Raw genomic sequence first — 19760 nt, forward strand, 5'->3', positions numbered from 1 at the left:
GGGCCCGGACGGGCTGGGACACAATGTCCCCGCTCACAGCCGCGCGATCCGGCAAGCCACCGATAGGCCGCCCGCCCGACCCGGCCTATAGAGGAACCGGATGAAACGGGAGTGCCGCTGATGCCACCTCGCCGGCCGGACGGAGCCGCCTGACATGCCCGCCGCGACCGTGGCGGCGCCTGTGCCGCGCGTGAAAACCAGAGTGCGCACAGCCGCCCGCCGCGCCGAACGCGCGGGACTGATGCTCCAGCTCGCCGCCCCGCTGGTCTGGATCCCGCAGGCCGGCCTTCTCGCCTTCGCCGTGGGCGCCATTGCCGACAGCCAGCCGGCAAGCGCCGCGCTATTGCCCGCGCTCGGCATCGCGCTGCTCGGTTTTCTCCGCGCCGGCCTCGACGCCGCCGGCGCCCGGCTGAGCTTTCGCGCCGCGCGGGCGGAACTCACCCGGCTGCGGGCCGAGGCGGCGCGCGCCCTCGCCACACGCTCCCCGCTCGCCATCGACCGGCCAGCCTCGGGCCTTGCCGCCAGCGTGCTGACCGAGCAGGCGGAAGCGGTGGTGCCTTATCTCGCCCGCTTCGCCCCGGCGCGGATGAAGGCGAGCGTCATTCCGCTGGTGCTGCTCGCCTGCGTCCTGCCGATCTCCTGGGCCGCCGGCCTGCTTCTGCTGCTCACCGCGCCGCTGATCCCGCTCTTCATGGCGCTGATCGGCCTGCAGGCGAAGGCGGCGAGCGAGGCGCAGCTTGTGGAGATGGGCAGCCTCAACGGCTTCCTGCTCGACCGGCTGCGCGGGCTTGCCACCATCCGTTCGCTCGGCGCGGTGGACGCCACCGCGCGCCGGCTGCGCGAGGATGCCGACAGCCTCGCCCGCCGCACCATGGTGGTGCTGCGCATCGCCTTTCTCTCCTCGGCGGTGCTGGAGCTGTTCTCCGCCGTCGGCGTGGCGCTGGTCGCCGCCTATATCGGGCTGCATCTCCTGGGCGCGCTGGAGTTCGGCAGCTGGGGCCGCGATTTCGGCCTCGCGCAGGGCCTGTTCATGCTGCTTCTGGCGCCCGCCGTGTTCGAGCCGCTGCGCGAGCTCGCCAGCGCCTGGCACGACCGCGCCGCCGGGCAGGCGGCGCTCGCGGCGCTGGAGCGGCTCGCCGCGCCGGGGGCCGGCATTGTCGGCGACGACGCGCCGGGACGGGTGGTGGCGCAAGGCGCGCCCGCCGTGCGGCTGGAAGCGCTCGGCTTCCGCCATGGCGACGGCGCGGCGGTGTTCGACGGCTTCACGCTCGATATCGCGCCGGGCGAGCATGTCGCGCTGTTCGCCCCGAGCGGCGCCGGCAAATCGACGCTGCTGGCGCTCATCGCCGGCCTTGCCGCGCCGGATGGCGGGCGGGTGCTGATCGACGACGAGGCGCTCACCGAGGCGAGCGCGGCGCGGCTGCGCGCCCGCATGGCCCATATCGGCCAGCGCCCGCACATCTTTGCCGGCACGCTGAACGCCAATGTCAGCCTCGGCCGCGAGGGCGTGGACGCGCCCGCCATCGCGGCGGCGCTGATAGCGGCGCGGCTCGACACGGTCGCGGCCCGGCGCGGGCCCGCTCCTATCGGCGAGGCCGGGCGCGGCCTTTCCGGCGGCGAGGCGCTGCGCCTTGCTCTGGCGCGCCTCGCCGCGACACCGCAGGCGGGCCTTATCCTCGCCGACGAGCCGACGGCCCATCTCGACGCCACCACCAGCGCCGAAGTGACGGAGGGGCTGCTCGCGCTCGCGCAGGGGCGCACGCTGATCCTCGCCACCCATGATCCCGCGCTCGCCGCGCGCATGGACCGTGTCATCACCCTCGCCCCCGGCGCGACAGCGGGAGAGGCGGCATGAGCCAGCACGCCCCCGGCCGCGCCCGCGCGCTCCTCGCCATTCTCCGGCTGTTCTTCGCGCAGAAGCCGCTGGCGCTCACCGCCGGCATCGGCCTCGCCGTGGTCACGCTGGTGGCAGGCATCGCCCTCCTCGGCACGGCCGGCTGGTTCATCACCGCCACCGCCATTGCCGGCCTCAGCACGGCGACGGCGCTGGCCTTCGACCTGTTCGCCCCCTCCGCCGTGATCCGCCTGCTGGCGCTTCTGCGCACCGCCGGGCGCTATGGTGAGCGGCTGGTGACGCATGATGCTGCCCTCAGTGTGCTCGCCGGGCTGCGCGAGCGGCTGTTTCGCGGCTGGGCGGCGCCGGAGGCGGCCGGACGGCTGGCGGACCGGCCCTCGCGCCTGCTGTTCCGCCTGACGCTCGACATTGACGCGCTGGATTCGCTCTATCTGCGCGTTGCGCTGCCCGTCGCGGCGGCGCTCCTCGTGGCGGCGGGGCTGATCGGCGCCATCACTGTCATCGACGGGACGACCGCGCTCATTTTCGCCGCGCTGCTGCTCGGTGTCGGCATCGGCGTGCCGCTTGTCGCGCTGAAGGCCGCGCGCAAGCCGGCGCGCCGGCGGGCACATGTGCTGGAGGTGCTGCGCGCTCGCGCGGTGGATATGCTCGCCGGCCAGACGGATCTCGTCATGGCCGGCCGGCTTGGCGCACAGCGGGCGGCGCTCGCTACCGCCGATGCCCGCCTCACGCAGGCCGACGACGCGCTGAACCGGGTGGAGACGCGCATTGGCGCGAGTTTCACCGCGGCCTCCGGCGTGCTGCTGGCGGTGATGCTGGTGCTGGTCGCCGGGCTCGCGCAGGGCGGCACCATCGACGCGCCCATCGGGGCGCTGGTGCTGCTGGTTGTGCTCGCCGCCTTCGACCCCTTCGCGGCGCTACGGCGGGGCGTGATCGAGGCGGAACGCGCGCTCATCGCCGCTACCCGGCTCGCCCCGCGCCTGCGGCCCGCCGCGCCGCCCCCGGCACCCGCCGCACCGCCGCCGGGGCTGGCGATCCGCCTCGCCGATGTGACGCTCGGCCATGACGCGCTCAAACTTGGCGGCGTGCCGGTGCTGAGCGCGCTCACACTCGACGTGCCGCGCGGGGCGCGCACCGCCTTTCTCGGCACCAGCGGTGCCGGCAAGTCGACCCTGCTCGCGGCGCTGGCGGGCGAACTCACGCCCCACGCCGGCGCGCTCGCCACCCTGCCATCGAGCCTGCTTACCCAGCGCACCGAGCTGTTCCAGGACAGCCTCGCCGGCAATCTGCGCCTCGCCAAACCTTCCGCCAGCGAGGGTGAGCTCTGCGCCGCGCTGGCGCAGGCCGGCCTTGCCGATGTGGTGGAGGCGCTGCCGGAGCGATTGGAAAGCCGGCTCGGTGAAGGCGGCATCGGGCTGTCCGGCGGCCAGCAGCGCCGCCTCGCGCTCGCCCGGCTGATCCTGCGCGGCGCCCCGCTCTGGCTGCTCGACGAGCCGACCGATGGGCTCGACGGCGCCACCGCCCGCGCGGTGATGGCCCAGCTCACCGCCTGCGCCGGGGAGCGCACGCTGGTGCTGGCGACCCATCTGCGGCGCGAGGCGGCGATCGCCGATACGCTCGTCCTGCTCGCGGAGGGTCGCCTCCACACCGTCGCGCGGCGCGGCGAGCCCGCCTATGATGCGCTGCTCGCTCGCCTGCGGGACGACTGACCGGACCATCCGCCCGGCATCCCTGAAAGACCCGCCCTGAAAGACCCGCGCGCCGGCGCGTGCGAGACACTGGCACGGGGCGATGCCGCGCGCCGAAGGAGAGAGCCGTGCCGCAACCGCGACTGCCCATCGTCCCCGTCTCCTTCTTCGGCATGGTGCTGGGGCTGGTCGGCCTCGGCGGCAGCTGGCGCGCCGCCCATCATGTCTGGGATACGCCCGCTCTCATCGGCGAGGCGATCATGGCGGTGGGCTCCCTCGTCTGGGCCGTGGTGCTCGCGCTCTACGCGCTGAAATGGCTCCTCGCCCGGCCCGCCGCGCTGGCGGAAATGAGCCATCCCGTGCAATCGGGCTTTGTCGGCCTCGCCGGCGTCGCGACGCTGCTGGTGAGCATCGCCGCCGCGCCCTATTCCCGCGATCTGGCGATCCTGCTGCTGCTGGCGGGCGCCGCCTTCACCCTCGGCTTCGGCGTCTGGCGCTCCGGCGCGCTGCTCCATGGCGAGCGCGACCCGGCGCTGGCGACGCCGGTGCTCTATCTGCCGACCGTCGCCGGCTGCTACGTCACCGGCACCGCCTGCGGCGTGCTGGGCTATCCCGACTGGGGCCAGCTCGCCTTCGGGGCGGGGCTGTTCTCCTGGCTCGCCATGGAATCCGTGCTGCTCTACCGCTTCCAGCACGGCGCCGCGCTCGCCCCGGCGCTGCGCCCGACGCTCGGCATCCAGCTCGCCCCGCCCGTGGTCGGCGCGGTGACCTATCTCGCCGTCACCAGCGGCCCGCCGGACATCTTCGAGCGTGCGCTGATCGGCTATGGCCTGCTGCAACTCCTGCTGCTGGCGCGGCTGCTGCCGTGGATCCTCAAACAGTCGCTCTCCCCGGCCTATTGGGCCTTCACCTTCGGCCTCACCGCGCTGGCCACCGCCAGCATCCAGTTGATCGGGCGCGGCGAGACCGGGGCGCTGGCGCTGCTCGCCCCCGCCCTGCTCGCTCTGGCGACGGCGGTGGTGGCGATCACCTCCGGCCATTCGCTCTGGCTGCTGCTTACCGGCCGGCTGGTGCCCGCGCCCGCCCCACCCGCCTCGACGCCGGCCTGATCGACAGGCGCGGGCCGGCGCGTCATGCTCGGGGCCGAGAGGTGCCGCCGCGTGACGACCCCCGTGATCCCCTACCCTCCCGGCCTGCCCGTCCGCTTTCCCGCCGCCGACGGCTATGAGCTCGGTGGCACGCTGTGGCGTCATGAGGATGGGGCGCCGCAACAGGCGAGCGTGGTCATCGCCTGCGCGACGTCGGTGCGGGCGCGCTATTACGCCCGCTTCGCCGGCTGGCTGCATGGCCATGGCTTCAACGTGCTCAGCTTCGACTATCGCGGCATTGGCGCGAGCCGGCCCGTGCGGCTGCGCGGCTTTGAAGCCGACTGGACCGACTGGGGCGAGAAGGATCTGGACGGCGCGCTCGCCTTCATGCGCCAAGGCTTCCCCGGCGACGCGCTCGACCTCGTGGCGCATTCCTTCGGCGGCGTCGCCCTCGGCCTCGCGCCATCCAATGCGCAGGTTCGGCGGGCGGTGACCGTCGGCGCGCAATACGCCCATTGGCGCGACTACGCCCCCCGCTCCCGCGCCGGCATGGTGCTGAAATGGCATGTCGCCATGCCCGCGCTCAGCTGGATGGCCGGCTATTTTCCCGGCGGCCGCCTCGGCTGGATGGAGGACACGCCGGCGGGCGTCGCGCGCGACTGGGCGGGCATGGGCCCGCATTACCCCTCAAGCGTGCGCCGGCACCGTCCCGGGGAGGCCGAGCGTCTCGTCGCGCGCTTCGCCACCGCCCGCGCGGCGCTGCTCGCCATCGGGCTGGAGGACGATCCCTATGGCACGGTGCCGGCGCTGGAGCGGGCGCTCGGCCATTTCACCGGCGCGGCGCGCACCCATCTGCGGATCGCGCCCGCCGACATCGGCGTGGCCGAAATAGGCCATTTCGCCTTCTTCCATGCGCGCTTTCAGGACACGCTGTGGCCCATCCCGCTCGCCTGGCTGACGCAGGGCAAACTGCCGGCATCCACGCCCGGACGCAGGGTTATCTTACCCTGATACCTTCACCATCAAGGATTTGAGCAATATTGTGGCAATATCTGCCTGCTACCTTGCGGCCTCTACATTTCGCTTGCGATGAAAGCTGGTCATGACCCGACTGACGATCCGCCACCGCATTCTTGCGAGTTTCCTGGCGGTGCTGCTGGTGCTGAGCGCGGTGACGGCGGTGAGCTATCGCTGGTTCCGCCAGGCCGAGCAGGAAGCGCTGACCATCGAGACCAGCACCGTCCCCGCGCTGATCGCCAGCCTCAAGATGCGCGAGGCCTGGGCCCGCGCGCAGGGGCTTCTGACCTCCGTCGCGCTGGAGACCGACAGCAACGGCCGCGCGACGGTGCTGGAGCAGCTAAAGGCGAACCGGACCACGATCACGCAGGGTCTCGCGGCCTATGAGGCAACGCTGGACTCCCCGGAGGACCGGCGCAATTACGAGGCGCTGCACGCCGCGGCGAACGGCTTCTGGCCGGCGGAAGATGCCGCGCTCACCCTTCCGGCCGACGCGCTGCACGCGGCGATCCGCACCGATCTGATGCCGCGCCTCGCCTCCATCGACAAGGTGCTGGACGAGGCGGTGGCGCTCAATCAGGCCGCGGAGGAAGCCTCGACCGATCATATCGTCGCGGTGATCCGCAACGCCGAGATCGGGCTCTATCTCGGCTTCATCGTGGCCGCCGCGCTGTCGCTGCTGAGCGGCTGGCTGCTGTTCCGCGCCATCACCGTGCCGCTCGGCACGCTGGTGGGCGCGGTCGGCGTGATGCGCACCGGCGATTTCAGCACCCGGCTCACGCTGGCGCGGCGCGACGAGTTCGCCACGCTGGCCGATGGCTTCAACGCCATGGCGGACGAGCTCACCGCGCTGATCGGGCAGGTGCAGAAGTCGAGCATCCAGGTCAACACCTCGATCACCGAGCTCGCCGCCACCTCCAAGGAGCAGCAGGCGACCTCCAGCGAGATCGCCGCCACCACCACCGAGATCGGCGCCACCGCCAAGGAGATTTCCGCCACCTCGAACGAGCTGGTGCGCACCATGACCGAGGTGTCGCATGTCGCCGAGGAGACGGCGACGCTGGCCGGCGGCGGCCAGGCCGGCCTTGCCCGCATGGAAGCGACGATGCGCCATGTGATGGAGGCGGCGGGCGCCATCAACGGCAAGCTGGCCGTGCTCAGCGAGAAGGCCGGCAACATCAACCAGATGGTGACCACCATCACCAAGGTGGCCGACCAGACCAACCTGCTCTCGCTCAACGCCGCCATCGAGGCGGAGAAGGCCGGGCAGTACGGGCGCGGCTTCGCCGTGGTGGCGACCGAGATCCGCCGCCTCGCCGACCAGACGGCGACCTCGACCTATGACATCGAGCAGATGGTGCGCGACATCCAGTCGGCGGTCGCCGCCGGCGTGATGGGCATGGACAAGTTCTCCGAGGAGGTCCGCCGCGGCATGACGGAGGTGCAGGAAGTCGGCGGCCAGCTCACGGCGATCATCCAGCAGGTGCAGGGCCTCGTGCCGCGCTTCGAGATCGCCAATGAGGGCATGCAGGCCCAGGCCACCGGCGCCGAGCAGATCAGCGACGCGCTCGGCCAGCTCAGCGAGGCGGCGCAGCAGACGGTGGAATCGCTGCACCAGTCGACGCTTGCCATTGACGAGCTGAGCCAGGTGTCCGGCGGCTTGCGCAGTTCGATCGCGCGGTTCAGGCTCAGGGCCTGAGCCCGGGGGCGACGGTGCTGTTCCTCACATTCCGCATCGGCAAGGACCGCTACGTGCTCGATGCGCGGCAGGTCGAGGAGGTGCTGCCGCTCGTCGCCGCCAAGGCGCTGCCCGGCGCGCCGGCGGGGATCGCCGGCCTCATCAGCTATCACGGCCAGCCCGTGCCGCTGCTCGACCTCGCGCTCCTCGCCACCGGGCAGCCCGTGGCGGAGGTGATGAGCTCGCGCATCATCCTGCTGCGCTACCCGGAAGCGGGCGAGGGCGCCGCGCTTCTGGCGCTCGCCGCCGAGGAGGTAATCGCCACGGTGCAGCGCGCGCCGTCCGATTTCGTGCCGACGGGCGTGGAGGCCGGCATGCCGGCCTATCTCGGCCCGGTCGCCGCCGATGCGGACGGGCTGCTGCAATGGGTCAAGGCACCGGCTTTGCTGACCGACGACATCCGCGCCATCCTGTTCCGCCCCGCAGACACGGCGAGCGGCGAGGTGCGGCCATGAGCGCGGCGGCAAGCCACAGGACGGAGCACGGCCCCATTGAGAGCCTGCTGCGCGGCACGATCGGGCTCGATGCCGGAACGCTCGGCGCCCATACGATCACCTATGCCGTGCGCCAGCGCCTCGCGGCCACCGGCATCGCCGACGAGACCGCCTATGCCCGCCATGCTGCCGCCGACCCGGCCGAGCTTCAGGAGCTGGTCAACGCCATCGTCGTGCCGGAGACCTGGTTCTTCCGCGATCCCCGCGCCTTCGCGGCCATGACGCAGCACCTCACCGGGCGGGCGGGCAATACCGGTCCGCTGCGGCTGCTCAGCCTGCCCTGCTCGACCGGCGAGGAACCCTATTCCATGGCCATGGCGCTGCTCGATGCCGGCATTCCCGCCGATGGCTTTGTGATCGACGCGGTGGACGTCTCCACCCGCAACATCGTCGAGGCCCGGCGCGCCCTCTATGGGCGCAATTCGTTTCGCGGCCGCGACCTCGCCTTCCGCGAGCGCTATTTCGAGGCGGTGGACGGGGGCTACCGTCCCCACGCGGCCGTGCGCGCGCCGGTGCGGCTGCGCACCGGCAATCTGTTCGATCCCGGCCTGCTGCTGGGCGAGCCGGCCTATGACGTCATCTTCTGCCGCAACCTGCTGATCTATTTCGACCGCGCCGACCAGATCCGGGCGCTGGAGCGGCTCGGCGCGCGGCTGGCGCCGGACGGGCTGCTGCTGGTGGGGCCGGCGGAATCCGGCCTGCCGCTGCTCAATGGCTATGCCTCGCTGCGCAGCCCGATGGCCTTTGCCTTCACCCGTGTGGCGCCGACGCCGCGCCCTGCTCCGCGCCCGGCGGCCCCGGCGCGCCGCCCATCACCGAAGCCGGAGGCGCGCCCCGTCGCCCGGCCGGCAACCCACGCCCCGGCTACCGCCCCGCCCCGCCTCGTCGCGCCGCGCGGGCCGGTCTCGCCGTCCCCGGCGGCGCCATCCGCCAGCGGCGACGCGGCAGCAACGAGCCTTGCCGCGATCGAGGGCGCGGCCAATGCCGGGCGTCTTGCCGAGGCCAAGGTGGCGGCACAGCGGCACATCGCCGCCTTCGGGCCCTCGGCCGGTGTGTTCTATCTGCTGGGGCTTGCCTGCGACGCCGGCGACGACGCGGCCGGCGCCGCCGAGCAGTACCGCAAGGCGCTCTATCTCGCGCCGGACCACCGCGAGGCGCTGGCCCATCTCGCCCTTCTTCTGCGGCGCAATGGCGACGAGGCCGGGGCGGCCCGGCTGCGCGCGCGGCTGGAGCGGCTCGGCCCGCAGGGTGACGTCTGATGGCGGCGCCCGACGACGATATCAAGCCGGACGCCCCTGCGGCGGGCACGAGTGCCGGCGCCGGCGGCCTGCTCGCCCGCCCGCTGCCGGAGGGCTACCGTGCCGAATGGGCCCGCCACATCGCCGCGCCGCGCCGCGAGACCGAGGCGGCGCAGGCCAGCGCGGCGAAGGTGCTGATCTTCCGCCTCGGCCGCGAATGGCTCGCCCTGCCCGCCGGGCTGGTGACGGAGATCACCGAGCCCCGGCGCAGCCACAGCCTGCCGCACCGGCGCGACCGTCTGGTGCGCGGCATCGTCAATGTGCGCGGCGAATTGCTGGTGAAGGTCGCGCTTGGCGAACTCCTCGGCACCGCCGAGGCCAGCGATGGAGAGCGCGGCACCGGTTTCGCCCGGCTCGTGGTGATCGGCGATGCCGAACGCCGCCGCGTCGCCTTCGAGGCCGACGAGGTGCATGGCCTGCACCGGTGCATGGAAGCCGAACTGCGCCCGCTCCCCGCCACCGTCGAGCGGGCAGGGTCGCGCTTCACCGACGCACTGATCGACTGGCAGGGCCACGCCGTCGGCCGTCTCGACGGGCCGGCGCTGCTCGACGCGCTCGGGCGGGGGCTGGCATGAGCACCTCCGGCACCCCCGATCTCAGCCAGTTCTCCATGCTCGACCTGTTCCGCGCCGAGCTGGAGACGCAGTCGCAGGCGCTCACGCAGGCATTGCTGACGCTGGAGCGTGAGCCGACCTCGGCGCCGCATCTGGAAGCGGCGATGCGGGCGGCGCATTCGCTCAAGGGTTCGGCACGCATCGTCGAGCTGATGCCGGCGGTGCGGGTGGCGCACGCCATGGAGGAATGCCTCGTCGCCGCCCAGCACGGCACGCTGCGGCTGAGCCGCGCCCCGATCGACGCGCTGCTGCGCGGCGTGGACCTGCTGGCGCTGGTCGCCGACCCGGCGACGGAGGGCGCCGAGGACGGCCCGGTCGCGGCGCAGATCGACGGCTTCCTCGCCGCGCTGGCGCAGGCGGCCGCGCCGGATCACGCTGCACCACCCCCTGCGCCCCCGGTGGCGCCGGAACCGGCGCGCCTGGCCCCGCCATCTGCGCCCGAGCCCGTCAGCGAGAGCGGCGAGCGGATGATCCGCATCACCGCCACGAGCATGACGCGCCTGCTCGGCCTCGCCGGCGAATCGCTGATCGAGGCGCGGCGGCTGCGCCCCTTTGCCGACAGCCTCACCCGGCTGCGCCGCGAGCACACCGCTCTCGCCCGCGCGCTCGATAGCGTGCGCGCCACCCTGCCGCCCGGCACGGAGGACGGCCCGACCGCGCAGGCGCTGATGCTGGCGCGCGGCGCGCTGGAGGATGGCCGGCAGGCGCTGGAGGCGCGGCTGGCCGAACTCGACGCGCTCGACCGGCGCAGCACCGATCTCGCCAACCGGCTCTATAACGAGACGCTGGCGAGCCGGATGCGCCCCTTCGAGGACGGCGTGCGCGCCTATTCCCGCACCGTGCGCGACCTCGCCCATGCGCTCGGCAAAAGCGCGCGGCTGGAGATCATCGGCGGCTCGACCGGCATCGACCGCGACATTCTCGACCAGCTCGACGCCCCGCTCGGTCACCTTCTGCGCAACGCCATCGACCACGGGCTGGAGACGCCGGAGCAGCGTCGCGCCGCCGGCAAGCCGGAGGAAGGCGTGATCCGCCTCGAGGCGCGCCACCATGCCGGGCTGCTGCAGATCCTCATCGTTGACGACGGCGCCGGCATCGACCTCGCCGCCCTGCGCCACGCCGTGGTCACCCGCCGGCTGATCGGCGCCGACGCGGCGGCGGGGTTGAGCGAGGGGGAACTGCTCGACTTCCTGTTCCTGCCGGGCTTCTCGATGAAGGAGGCGGTGAGCGACGTTTCCGGGCGCGGCGTCGGGCTCGACGCGGTGCAGACCATGGTGCGGCAGGTGCGCGGCAAGGTACGCGTGACCACGCAGCCGGGCGCGGGCACCACCTTCCTGCTGGAGCTGCCGCTCACCCTTTCGGTCATCCGCACTTTGCTGGTGGAGATTGCCGGCGAACCCTATGCGCTGCCGCTGGCCGGGCTCACCCGCACGCTGCGGGTGCCGCGCGAGGCGGTGCAGCTTCTGGAAGGGCGCCCGCATATCGGCCTCGACGGCCAGCGCATCGGCCTTGTCACCGCCCATGAGCTGCTCGGCCTGGGCGACGCGGAGGCGAACGGGGACGATCTCGCCGTGGTGGTGATCGGCAGCGGCGCCGGCGCCTATGGGCTGGTGGTCGACGCCTTTCGCGGCGAGCGCGAGCTGGTGGTGCGCCCGCTCGATCCGCGCCTCGGCAAGATCAAGGACATCGCCGCCGCCGCGCTGATGGAGGACGGGGCCCCAGTGCTGATCGTCGACATGGACGACCTGCTGCGCTCGGCCGACAAGCTGGCCGCCGCCGGCAGCCTGCGCGGCATTGCCGGGCCGCGCGGCAGCGCCCCCGCGCAGCGGCGCAAGCGCGTGCTGGTGGTCGACGATTCGCTGACCGTGCGCGAGCTGGAGCGCAAGCTGCTCGACCATCACGGCTATGAGGTCGAGGTGGCCGTCGACGGCATGGATGGCTGGAACGTCGTGCGCTCGGAGAGCTTCGACCTCGTGGTGACCGATGTCGACATGCCGCGCATGGACGGTATCGAGCTGGTGACGCTGATGCGCCGCGACCCCCGCCTGCGCAACCTGCCGGTGATGATCGTCTCCTACAAGGACCGCGAGGAGGACCGGCGCCGTGGCCTCGACGCCGGCGCGGACTATTATCTGACCAAGGGCAGCTTCCATGACGAGACGCTGATCCAGGCGGTGACCGATCTCATCGGGCCAGCCGTCGGATGAGCGGGAGCAGGGGCATGAGGATCGGCATCGTCAACGACCTGCCAATGGCCGCCGAGCTGCTGCGCCGGATCATCGTCGCCGCGCCGGAGCATCAGGTCGCCTGGATCGCCGCCGACGGGCGCGAGGCGGTGGCGGCCTGCGCGCGCGACCTGCCCGATCTCGTGCTGATGGACATCACCATGCCGCACATGGACGGCGTGGAGGCGACCCGCCGCATCATGGCGGCGACGCCCTGCCCGATCCTGCTGGTCACCGCCAGCATCGATGCCAACGTCTCGGGCGTCTATGAGGCGATGGGCCATGGCGCGCTCGACGCGGTCGACATCCCGACCGCGCGCGGCGACGACCCGGTGGCGCCGGCCGCCACGCTGCTCGCCAAGATCGCCACCATCGGCAAGCTGGTCGGCGACGGACGCACGCCGCGCCCGGCCCCGGCGATGCCGGAAACGCGCGGCCCGCGCACGCTCATTGCCATCGGCGCCTCGGCGGGCGGACCGGCGGCGGTGGCGGCGGTGCTCTCGCGGCTTCCCGCCGGCTTTCCCGCCGCGCTGGTGCTGGTGCAGCATGTCGACCCGAAATTCGTGCCGGGCCTCGCGAGCTGGCTCGCCCAGCAGGCACGCCTGTCGGTACGCCCGGCGGCGAGCGGCGACCGGCCGGAAGCCGGGACGCTGCTGATCGCCGCCACCGCCGACCATATGGTGCTGACCGCCGCCGGCGATCTCGCCTACACCGCCGAACCGGTGAGCTATCCCTACCGGCCCTCGGTCGATGTGTTCTTCGAGAGCGCCGCCCGCCACTGGCGGGGTCCGCTTCTGGGCGTGCTGCTCACCGGCATGGGGCGCGACGGCGCCCAGGGCCTGCTGAGCCTTCGCAAGGCGGGCCATCTCACCATCGCGCAGGATCAGGCGAGTTCGGCCGTCTATGGCATGCCCAAGGCCGCCGCCGCGCTCGGCGCGGCCGCCGAGATATTGCCGCTCGCTCTCATCGCCGACCGCCTCACCGAGGTGATCGGCCGCCCGTCAGACGAGGTAGTTCCATGACACGCGACACGGACCTTGATCCGCACGGGGCCCAACTTCCGCCGGGGGCGGAGAAGTACCTCTCCATGGTGCTGCTGGTGGACGACCAGGTGCTCATCTGCGAGGCCGTGCGCCGCGCCTTATCCACCGAGTCGGATCTCGATTTCCACTATTGCACCGACCCGCTGGAAGCGCTGCGCATCGCCGAGGAGGTGAAGCCGACCGTCATCCTGCAGGATCTCGTCATGCCCGGCATGGATGGGCTCGACCTCGTGCGCCGCTACCGCGACACGCCGGCGACCCATGCCGTGCCGGTGATCGTGCTCTCGGCCAAGGACGAGCCAGCGGTGAAGAGCGCCGCCTTCCAGGCCGGGGCGAATGACTATCTGGTCAAGCTGCCGGACCGCATCGAGCTCATCGCGCGCATCCGCTACCATACCCGCGCCTATCTCGATCACGTCCAGCGCGACGCGGCCTATGCGGCGCTGCGCGAGAGCCAGCGCCAGCTCATGCAGGCCAATCTGGAGCTGGAGCGCCTCACCCGCATCGACGGGCTGACCGGGCTCGGCAACCGGCGCTATTTCGACGAGTACATGCTCGCCGAATGGCGCCGCGCGCTGCGCACCCGCGCGCCCATCGCCCTGCTGATGATCGATGTCGACAATTTCAAGCGCTACAATGACAGCCATGGCCATCTGGCCGGCGACGACGTGCTGCGCAAGGTCGCCGATGCCATTCAGGAGGGGGTCGGGCGCTCGGGCGATCTGGCGGCGCGGTTCGGCGGCGAGGAATTCGTCGTGGTTCTGCTCAACACCGAGCTCGCCGGCGCGCAGGCCGTGGCCGATCAGATCATGGGCCGCATCCACGCGCTCGACATTCCCGCCGAGGGCGGCCATGTCACCATCAGCATCGGCGCCGCCGCCATGGTGCCAGCCGACGGGGTGAGCCCGGAAGACCTCATCAAGGCCGCCGACCTCGCGCTGTTCCGCGCCAAGTCGAATGGCCGCGACCGGGTGGAGGTCGAGCTCATCGCCTGAGGGGCGGGTGAGGCTCAGGCCGAGGCCGGGCCCATGGTGCGGGTGGCGAGGCGCGGCAGCATCCAGCGGAAGGCAATGCTGCGCGCGCACTGGAACAGGCCGAGCGCGATCCACAGCCCGTGATTGCCGAGGAGCGGCTGGAGCACGGCGCAGGCGGCGACATAGAGCACCAGCGAGGCCAGCATGAGGTTGCGCATCTCGCGCGACCAGGTGGCGCCGATATAGACGCCGTCCATCTGGAAGGCGATGACGCCGATGATCGGCAGCGCCACCGCATAGGGCAGATAGAGATAAGCGAGCCGGGCGACCTCCGGTCCCGGCGCGGCGAGCGCGATCACCGTGCCGGACAGGGCGAGGAAGCCGAGCGACACCAGCACCGCGAAGACGAAGCCCCACAGCGTGGTGAGCGCGATCACCCGGTCGAAGGCCGGGCGGTAGCGCGCGCCCACCGCCCGCCCGGCAAGCTGCTCGGCGGCAGTGGCGACGCCATCCAGAAACGCGACGCCGAAGAAGTAGAAGCGCAGCAGGATGGTGTTGGCGGCGAGGATGTGGATGCCCAGCGTGCCGCTCTGCCGGGTGAAGAAGGAGAGCCCGAGCAGCAGCGCGAAGGAGCGGATCATCATGTCGGAATTGACCGAGAACAGCCGCTTCAGCTCCGGCAGGCTCGGCAGGGTCCAGAGCCGCCGATCGGTACGGACGGCGATCAGCACCAGCCCGGCCAGCGTCGTCACCGCCTCCGCCGCCAGACTGGCGAGAGCGAGACCTGCCAGCCCCCAGCCGAGACCGAGCACCCACCACAGGCTCAAGGCGAGGTTGAGCCCGTTCAGCAGGGTTTGCAGCACCATGGCGCTGACCGAACGGCCGAGGCCGATGACCCAGCCGAAAATGACGAAATTCACCAGCGCAAAGGGCGCCGACCAGATGCGCCAGCCGAAATAGACGCGCGCCGCCTGCGCCACCTCGCCCTCCGCCCCGAGCACGGCGAGGCTGAGCCGGCCGAGCGGGGCATGGACGGCGAGGATGAGCAGCCCGCCGGCGAGCGCGATCAGCAGCCCGCTCAGCAGCATGCGCTGCTCGGCCACCCGGTCGCCGGCCCCGAGCGACTGGGCGGTGAAGCCGGCAGTGGCGGCGCGCAGGAAGTTGAACGAGACGAAGATGACGTCGAAGATCACCGCGGCCAGCGCCACGCCGCCGATCAGCGCCTCCTCGCCGAGCTGGCCGACCACCATGGTCGCCACCAGCCCGACCAGCGGCGTCGAGAGGTACGCCGCCATCATCGGCACGGCGATGCGCAGCACATCGCCATGGCCGACCGTGAAGGGCCGGACCGCGGGGCTGGCGGAAGGGGCGTGCGGGTCCACTCAGGCCTTTCGCAGCGGTTCGCCGAGCGTGTGCATCAGCCGGTTGGCCCAGCCGAAAATGGCCACCGAATGGATGAGGTCGAGGATTTCCAGATCGGACAGCCCGCTATTGCGCAGGTGATAGAGATGGTAGCCGCCGACATCGCCGGGATTCGCGGTCAGGTCCACCGCGAAGTCGAACAGCGCCTGCTCGGGGGCCGGCAGGTCCGCCTTGGTCTCGCGGGTGTAGATCTCCTCCACCACCTCCGGCTTCTTCTCGAGCTGGATGTAGCGGGCGGCATGGACGGCCGCGCAATAGACGCAGCGATTGACCACGGAGGCGCCGAGCGCGCCGAGCTCGCGCCCGCCGCGCGACAGGCCGCCCTCGCTGTACATGATGTCGTTGAACAAAGGCGTGCGCTCGCGCAGCGCCTCCGGCTCATGGGCGAGCACCAGCACATAGGGCGAGATGCCCTTGTTGGAGGGCGTCATGCTCAGCGCCTCGCGCTGGGCGTCCGTGGCGCTGTCATAGTCGACCATGCCGACATAAGGGCGCCAGTCCAGCGCTTCGGTCGTGAAGGCGTGGACGGGTTCGCGGGTGTCGGTCGAGGGAGCGTCGCTCATGGTCAATGATCCCGCAGCATCTTCAGGCCGGCGACGAGCAGCACCTGATAATTCACGAAGGCGATGAGACCGGCGAGGGCAACGATGTCGCGATCATCCAGCCCGGCGGCCTTCAGCGCCTCGATATTCGCGCGGGTCGCCGCCTTGGGGCTCAGCGTGACGAGGTCGACATGGCGCAGCAGCACGGCGAGCGGGCTCGCCGCGTCGTCCGGCCGGAAGGCGGGATCGGCGATGCGGACGTCCTCAGCGTCGCCACCCTCGGCCGCCAGCGCGGCGGTGTAATGGGCGTTGAGCTCCGTCGCCTTCCACGCCGCCGCCATGCGCGCGGCGAGCGCGGCGCGGCGGGCATAGGAGAAGTTGCGGGGGTCGGCGGGGCGCAGCGCGGCGAGGTAGCTGGTCTGGGTCAGCTGCTTGAGCCTCTCCCGCTGCTGGCGCAGCGCCAGCGTCGGCGACGACCCATCGAGGCCAAGAACCGTGTCGATGACATCCGGCAGCGGTGCGGTTGCGCTGTCGCTCATCGCTCAATCCTCCGACAGCGCTTCATCGAGGAAGCTCAGCCGGTCCTGGCCCCAATAGAGCACGTCCTTGTAGATCCAGGTCGGGGTGCCGAACACGCCGCGCCGCGTCGCTTCCTCGTGGCTGTCGAGCCAGGCCTGCATGATCGCCGGCTCGTCCTCCATCGCCTGAAGCTTTTCGCCATCGAGGCCGAGGGCATTGGCCACCGCGATGCGTACGGCCGGGTCGGTCACGTCCTTCTCCTCGCTCCACAGCGCGCGCAGCAAGGCATGGCTCAGCTCCAGCGCCGGCAGGCCGAGCCGGTCGGCGGCGATGACCATGCGGGCGGAGAACTCGTTATTGGTCGGGTAGTGAGCCGGCTTCAGAACCAGCGGCATGTTCAGCCGCTTGCGCCAGCGATCGAGCTCCACCGCGTGATAGTCCTGCCGCGGCTGCGGGCGCGAGCGCAGCGGCACGCCGCCATTCTCCGGCACGATGCGGGTCGGGCGCACCACCACGTCGAGATCATGCTTCTCGATAAGCGCCTTGAACTGCGGCCAGCCGAGATAGGCCCAGGGCGAGGACAGAGCGTGGTAGTAATAGACGGTCTTGCGCATGGCTCTCACGCTGTCTTCTGCTGGGGAATGGAGGCGGCAACGGGCGCATCGGCATCGGTCCATTCCGAGCCGTCGAGTTCGGGCTTGGCGTAGGCGAGCAGCGCCTGCCAGTGCGCGTCGATGTCGCGGATGAACAGCCCGCCGGCGATGCCCTGCGCCAGCCAGTGCGCGCCCTCGCTGATGGCGGGGATGTCGCCCGAGACCTTGCCGAGGCTCATCGTCGCCCCGTAATTGAAGCAGTGGATATTGGCGAGCCAGGGCGCGGTGCCCGGCACCTTCTCGGTGAAGGAGAAGTCCTCCGCCAGCCAGGGGAAGCGGCCAAGGCCCGGATTGGCTTCCTCCGGCGGCGGGGTGAAGCGGTCCTCCCAGCAGGCGATGGCGTCCCGGTAGTCGGCGAGTTCCTCGCGCGCCACCGGGTCGATGGAAAAGCCGGTGCCGAGGATGAGGAAATCGGTGCGGAACTCGCGGCCCTTCACCGTGGTGATGACGACTTCCCCGTTCTCCTCGCGCACCGCGCCGATGCCGCAGTCGAAATGGAAGAAGGCGTTGGGGTGGCGGCTGACGCGCAGGGTGGAATTATGCGGCGCGGGGGTCTGCTGCTTGGTGGAATAGTCCATCATCCGCCAGCGCCATTCCGGCGCAATGCGCGGGAAGCCAGCGGTGACGCCATAGGAGCCGATGCCCATCAGCTTGTTGATGGTGGGCATGGTCGGGCGCCGGGCGAGCAGGCGCACCTCGGCGGCTCCCGCCTCCAGCGCCTCCGCCGCATTGTCCACCGCCGAGGCACCGACGCCGATCACCACCACGCGCTTGCCGGCGAGCCTGGCGAAATCCACCGGATCGGCCGAATGCGCCCAGAGCCGGTGACGCTCGATCGGGGCGACGAAATCGGGAATGGTCGGCTCGCCCAGCCCGTCGCGGCCGGTGGCCATCACCACCTTGCGGGTGAGGATGCCCGGCCCGCCGGCGATCTCCAGCTCCATCAGCCCGTCGGCGCGCGGCAGGATGCGAGAGACCGGCGTGTCGTTCTCGACGGGGATAGCGAGCACGTCACGGTACCAGTTGAGATAGTCCATCCACATCGGCCGGGGGATGCGGAACAGCTCCTCCCACGCGCTCTCGCCGAAGCGGGTGGTGAACCACATGCGGAAGGTGAGCGAGGCCATGCCGAGCGCCGGGCCGAGCAGGATCTTCGGCGAGCGCAGCGTCTCCATGCGGGCATAGGTCACCCACGGGCCTTCCTTGCCCTTGGGCGCCTTGTCGATGATGCGGATATTGCGCACCCCGGCGCGGGTGAGCGCGAACCACGCCACCAGCCCGCACATGCCGCCGCCGATGATGACGACATCGCTGACCGGGCGGCCGTCCGGCGAGGGCGCCGGCACCGACCAGTTGGCCGGCGGATAGTTGAGGCAGGCGAGGTCATGCCGCACACGGCGGTTGAGCTCATCGAGCGCCTCGATCCCCTGACTGGTCATGGTCGTTCCTTTCCAAGCGGTCTCAAGCCCATGCGGCCGGCGCGCGGGCATGTGTGCGTCAGGTCGGTGGCGGGCCGGTTTCAGTCCGCCAGCAGCACCGCGTTTTCCCAGCGCCAGCCAACGAGCACCTCGTCGCCGGCAAGGCGTGCCAGCGCCTCCGGGTCAAGCTCGGCGGTCACGCTCTGGCGGCCCGCCAGCTCGATCTCCACCGTGGTGTGGCTGCCCTTGAAGATGCGGCGCACCACGCGGCCGGGCACGGCGAAGGCGTCGCCCGGCGTCTGGCCGAGGCAGTAGATCGATTCCGGCCGCACGATGAAGGCGACGCGCGCGCCGATGGCCGGGCTGGTGCCGTTGCGCCGGGCGCGCACGGTCTGGCCCGCCCAGGAGAGCACGGCCATCTCGCCCTCAAGGCCCAGCACCTGCGCCTCGAACAGATTGCTCTGGCCGATGAAATTGGCCACGAAGCGGCTGCGCGGCGAGGCGTAGAGCGTGTGCGGGTCACCCATCTGCTCGATGCGCCCGCCATTCATCACCACCACCACGTCGGACATGGTGAGTGCCTCCTCCTGGTCGTGGGTCACGAACAGGAAGGTCTTGCCGGTGCGCTGCTGGATGGATTTCAGCTCGATCTGCATCTGCTCGCGCAGCTTGGCGTCGAGCGCGCTCAGCGGCTCGTCGAGCAGCAGCACGTCCGGGTCCGGGGCGAGCGCCCGCATCAGCGCGACGCGCTGGCGCTGGCCGCCGGAGAGCTGCGAGGGCATCCGGTCGGCGAAATCGCCGAGCTGCACCAGCGCCAGCAATTCCATGGTGCGCCGGTGGATGACGTCGGAAGACAGCCCCTTCAGCTCCAGCCCGAAGGCGACGTTGCGCCCGACGGTGAGGTGCGGGAACAGCGCGTAGTCCTGGAACACGATGTTCACATTGCGCTTGTTGGGCGGCAGGCGGGTGATGTCCAGCCCGTCCAGCAGGATCTCGCCGGAGGTTGGCAGCTCGAAGCCGCCGAGCATGCGCAGCGTCGTCGACTTGCCGCAGCCGGAGGGGCCGAGCAGGGTGACGAACTGGCCGGGCGCGATGGACAGATCGAGATCGGCGACCGCGGGTGTCGCGCCATAGAGCTTGTTGACGTTGCGGAACTGGACGACAGGCTGCAT

17 protein-coding genes are annotated in these 19760 nt (G+C 71.4%); 11 read left to right on the top strand and 6 right to left on the bottom strand.

All coding sequences use genetic code 11. The features are described from left to right. Positions 1-202: 202 nt before the first annotated feature. From cydD to AncyloWKF20_RS15330, 11 genes are all read left to right on the top strand, one after another. Positions 203-1855, top strand: a complete 1653-nt coding sequence (cydD, locus tag AncyloWKF20_RS15280; RefSeq protein WP_279314866.1) for a thiol reductant ABC exporter subunit CydD — start codon at positions 203-205, stop codon at positions 1853-1855. Next, entirely contained in the window at positions 1852-3564 is a 1713-nt protein-coding gene (locus AncyloWKF20_RS15285) for an ATP-binding cassette domain-containing protein (protein ID WP_279314867.1), read from the top strand. Before cydD ends, AncyloWKF20_RS15285 begins: the two co-directional genes overlap by 4 nt. 107 nt (positions 3565-3671) lie before the next feature. Further along, positions 3672-4652: a dicarboxylate transporter/tellurite-resistance protein TehA gene (gene tehA, locus AncyloWKF20_RS15290; protein WP_279314868.1), complete on the top strand. Its 981-nt coding sequence runs from the start codon at positions 3672-3674 to the stop codon at positions 4650-4652. Positions 4653-4703: 51 nt separating this feature from the next. Continuing rightward, positions 4704-5642 (top strand): alpha/beta hydrolase, encoded by a 939-nt coding sequence (locus AncyloWKF20_RS15295; protein ID WP_279314869.1) that lies wholly within the window; start codon positions 4704-4706, stop codon positions 5640-5642. Between the two features lie 91 nt (positions 5643-5733). Next, positions 5734-7347 carry a methyl-accepting chemotaxis protein gene (locus AncyloWKF20_RS15300; protein WP_279314870.1) on the top strand — a complete coding sequence of 538 codons (1614 nt, stop codon included), beginning with the start codon at positions 5734-5736 and terminating at the stop codon, positions 7345-7347. Positions 7348-7361: 14 nt separating this feature from the next. Continuing rightward, the gene (locus AncyloWKF20_RS15305; RefSeq protein WP_279314871.1) at positions 7362-7841 is read left to right on the top strand and encodes a chemotaxis protein CheW; all 480 of its coding nucleotides are present in this window, start codon (positions 7362-7364) and stop codon (positions 7839-7841) included. Beyond that, the gene (locus tag AncyloWKF20_RS15310; protein WP_279314872.1) at positions 7838-9139 is read left to right on the top strand and encodes a protein-glutamate O-methyltransferase CheR; all 1302 of its coding nucleotides are present in this window, start codon (positions 7838-7840) and stop codon (positions 9137-9139) included. Before AncyloWKF20_RS15305 ends, AncyloWKF20_RS15310 begins: the two co-directional genes overlap by 4 nt. Beyond that, positions 9139-9753: a chemotaxis protein CheW gene (locus AncyloWKF20_RS15315; RefSeq protein WP_279314873.1), complete on the top strand. Its 615-nt coding sequence runs from the start codon at positions 9139-9141 to the stop codon at positions 9751-9753. Before AncyloWKF20_RS15310 ends, AncyloWKF20_RS15315 begins: the two co-directional genes overlap by 1 nt. Further along, positions 9750-11999 (top strand): hybrid sensor histidine kinase/response regulator, encoded by a 2250-nt coding sequence (locus AncyloWKF20_RS15320; protein ID WP_279314874.1) that lies wholly within the window; start codon positions 9750-9752, stop codon positions 11997-11999. Before AncyloWKF20_RS15315 ends, AncyloWKF20_RS15320 begins: the two co-directional genes overlap by 4 nt. Positions 12000-12013: 14 nt before the next feature. Beyond that, on the top strand, positions 12014-13039 hold the full coding sequence (gene cheB, locus AncyloWKF20_RS15325; protein WP_279314875.1) for a chemotaxis-specific protein-glutamate methyltransferase CheB: 1026 nt from the start codon (positions 12014-12016) through the stop codon (positions 13037-13039). Then, positions 13036-14055, top strand: coding sequence for a diguanylate cyclase (locus tag AncyloWKF20_RS15330; RefSeq protein WP_279314876.1), 1020 nt, complete (start codon positions 13036-13038; stop codon positions 14053-14055). Before cheB ends, AncyloWKF20_RS15330 begins: the two co-directional genes overlap by 4 nt. A 14-nt stretch (positions 14056-14069) precedes the next feature. Here the strand turns inward: AncyloWKF20_RS15330 and AncyloWKF20_RS15335 are convergent, their stop codons facing one another. The 6 genes from AncyloWKF20_RS15335 to AncyloWKF20_RS15360 all read right to left on the bottom strand — a co-directional run bounded on the left by AncyloWKF20_RS15335 (position 14070) and on the right by AncyloWKF20_RS15360 (position 19760). Beyond that, a complete protein-coding gene (locus AncyloWKF20_RS15335) occupies positions 14070-15416 on the bottom strand; it encodes an MATE family efflux transporter (RefSeq protein ID WP_279314877.1) in 1347 nt (448 codons plus the stop codon). Then, complete coding sequence (locus AncyloWKF20_RS15340; protein WP_279314878.1) at positions 15417-16019, bottom strand: peroxidase-related enzyme; 603 nt, start codon at positions 16017-16019, stop codon at positions 15417-15419. A 2-nt stretch (positions 16020-16021) separates the two neighbouring features. Further along, positions 16022-16537 carry a CMD domain protein gene (locus AncyloWKF20_RS15345; RefSeq protein WP_279314879.1) on the bottom strand — a complete coding sequence of 172 codons (516 nt, stop codon included), beginning with the start codon at positions 16535-16537 and terminating at the stop codon, positions 16022-16024. Positions 16538-16540: 3 nt separating this feature from the next. Continuing rightward, a complete protein-coding gene (locus AncyloWKF20_RS15350) occupies positions 16541-17131 on the bottom strand; it encodes a 2-hydroxychromene-2-carboxylate isomerase (protein ID WP_279314880.1) in 591 nt (196 codons plus the stop codon). A gap of 5 nt (positions 17132-17136) precedes the next feature. After that, positions 17137-18609, bottom strand: a complete 1473-nt coding sequence (locus tag AncyloWKF20_RS15355) for an NAD(P)/FAD-dependent oxidoreductase (RefSeq protein ID WP_279314881.1) — start codon at positions 18607-18609, stop codon at positions 17137-17139. 80 nt (positions 18610-18689) lie between these two features. Then, entirely contained in the window at positions 18690-19760 is a 1071-nt protein-coding gene (locus tag AncyloWKF20_RS15360; protein WP_279314882.1) for an ABC transporter ATP-binding protein, read from the bottom strand.

Source organism: Ancylobacter sp. WKF20 (assembly GCF_029760895.1).
Taxonomy (GTDB): domain Bacteria; phylum Pseudomonadota; class Alphaproteobacteria; order Rhizobiales; family Xanthobacteraceae; genus Ancylobacter.

Excerpts from the sequence above, each read along its gene's own strand:
- AncyloWKF20_RS15360 (WP_279314882.1), bottom strand. The coding sequence starts at position 19,760 with ATGCAGCCTGTCGTCCAGTTCCGCAACGTCAACAAGCTCTATGGCGCG.
- AncyloWKF20_RS15355 (WP_279314881.1), bottom strand. The coding sequence starts at position 18,609 with ATGACCAGTCAGGGGATCGAGGCGCTCGATGAGCTCAACCGCCGTGTG.
- AncyloWKF20_RS15310 (WP_279314872.1), top strand. The coding sequence starts at position 7,838 with ATGAGCGCGGCGGCAAGCCACAGGACGGAGCACGGCCCCATTGAGAGC.
- AncyloWKF20_RS15345 (WP_279314879.1), bottom strand. The coding sequence starts at position 16,537 with ATGAGCGACAGCGCAACCGCACCGCTGCCGGATGTCATCGACACGGTT.
- AncyloWKF20_RS15330 (WP_279314876.1), top strand. The coding sequence starts at position 13,036 with ATGACACGCGACACGGACCTTGATCCGCACGGGGCCCAACTTCCGCCG.
- AncyloWKF20_RS15320 (WP_279314874.1), top strand. The coding sequence starts at position 9,750 with ATGAGCACCTCCGGCACCCCCGATCTCAGCCAGTTCTCCATGCTCGAC.
- AncyloWKF20_RS15300 (WP_279314870.1), top strand. The coding sequence starts at position 5,734 with ATGACCCGACTGACGATCCGCCACCGCATTCTTGCGAGTTTCCTGGCG.
- AncyloWKF20_RS15285 (WP_279314867.1), top strand. The coding sequence starts at position 1,852 with ATGAGCCAGCACGCCCCCGGCCGCGCCCGCGCGCTCCTCGCCATTCTC.
- AncyloWKF20_RS15340 (WP_279314878.1), bottom strand. The coding sequence starts at position 16,019 with ATGAGCGACGCTCCCTCGACCGACACCCGCGAACCCGTCCACGCCTTC.
- AncyloWKF20_RS15315 (WP_279314873.1), top strand. The coding sequence starts at position 9,139 with ATGGCGGCGCCCGACGACGATATCAAGCCGGACGCCCCTGCGGCGGGC.
- AncyloWKF20_RS15350 (WP_279314880.1), bottom strand. The coding sequence starts at position 17,131 with ATGCGCAAGACCGTCTATTACTACCACGCTCTGTCCTCGCCCTGGGCC.
- cheB (WP_279314875.1), top strand. The coding sequence starts at position 12,014 with ATGAGGATCGGCATCGTCAACGACCTGCCAATGGCCGCCGAGCTGCTG.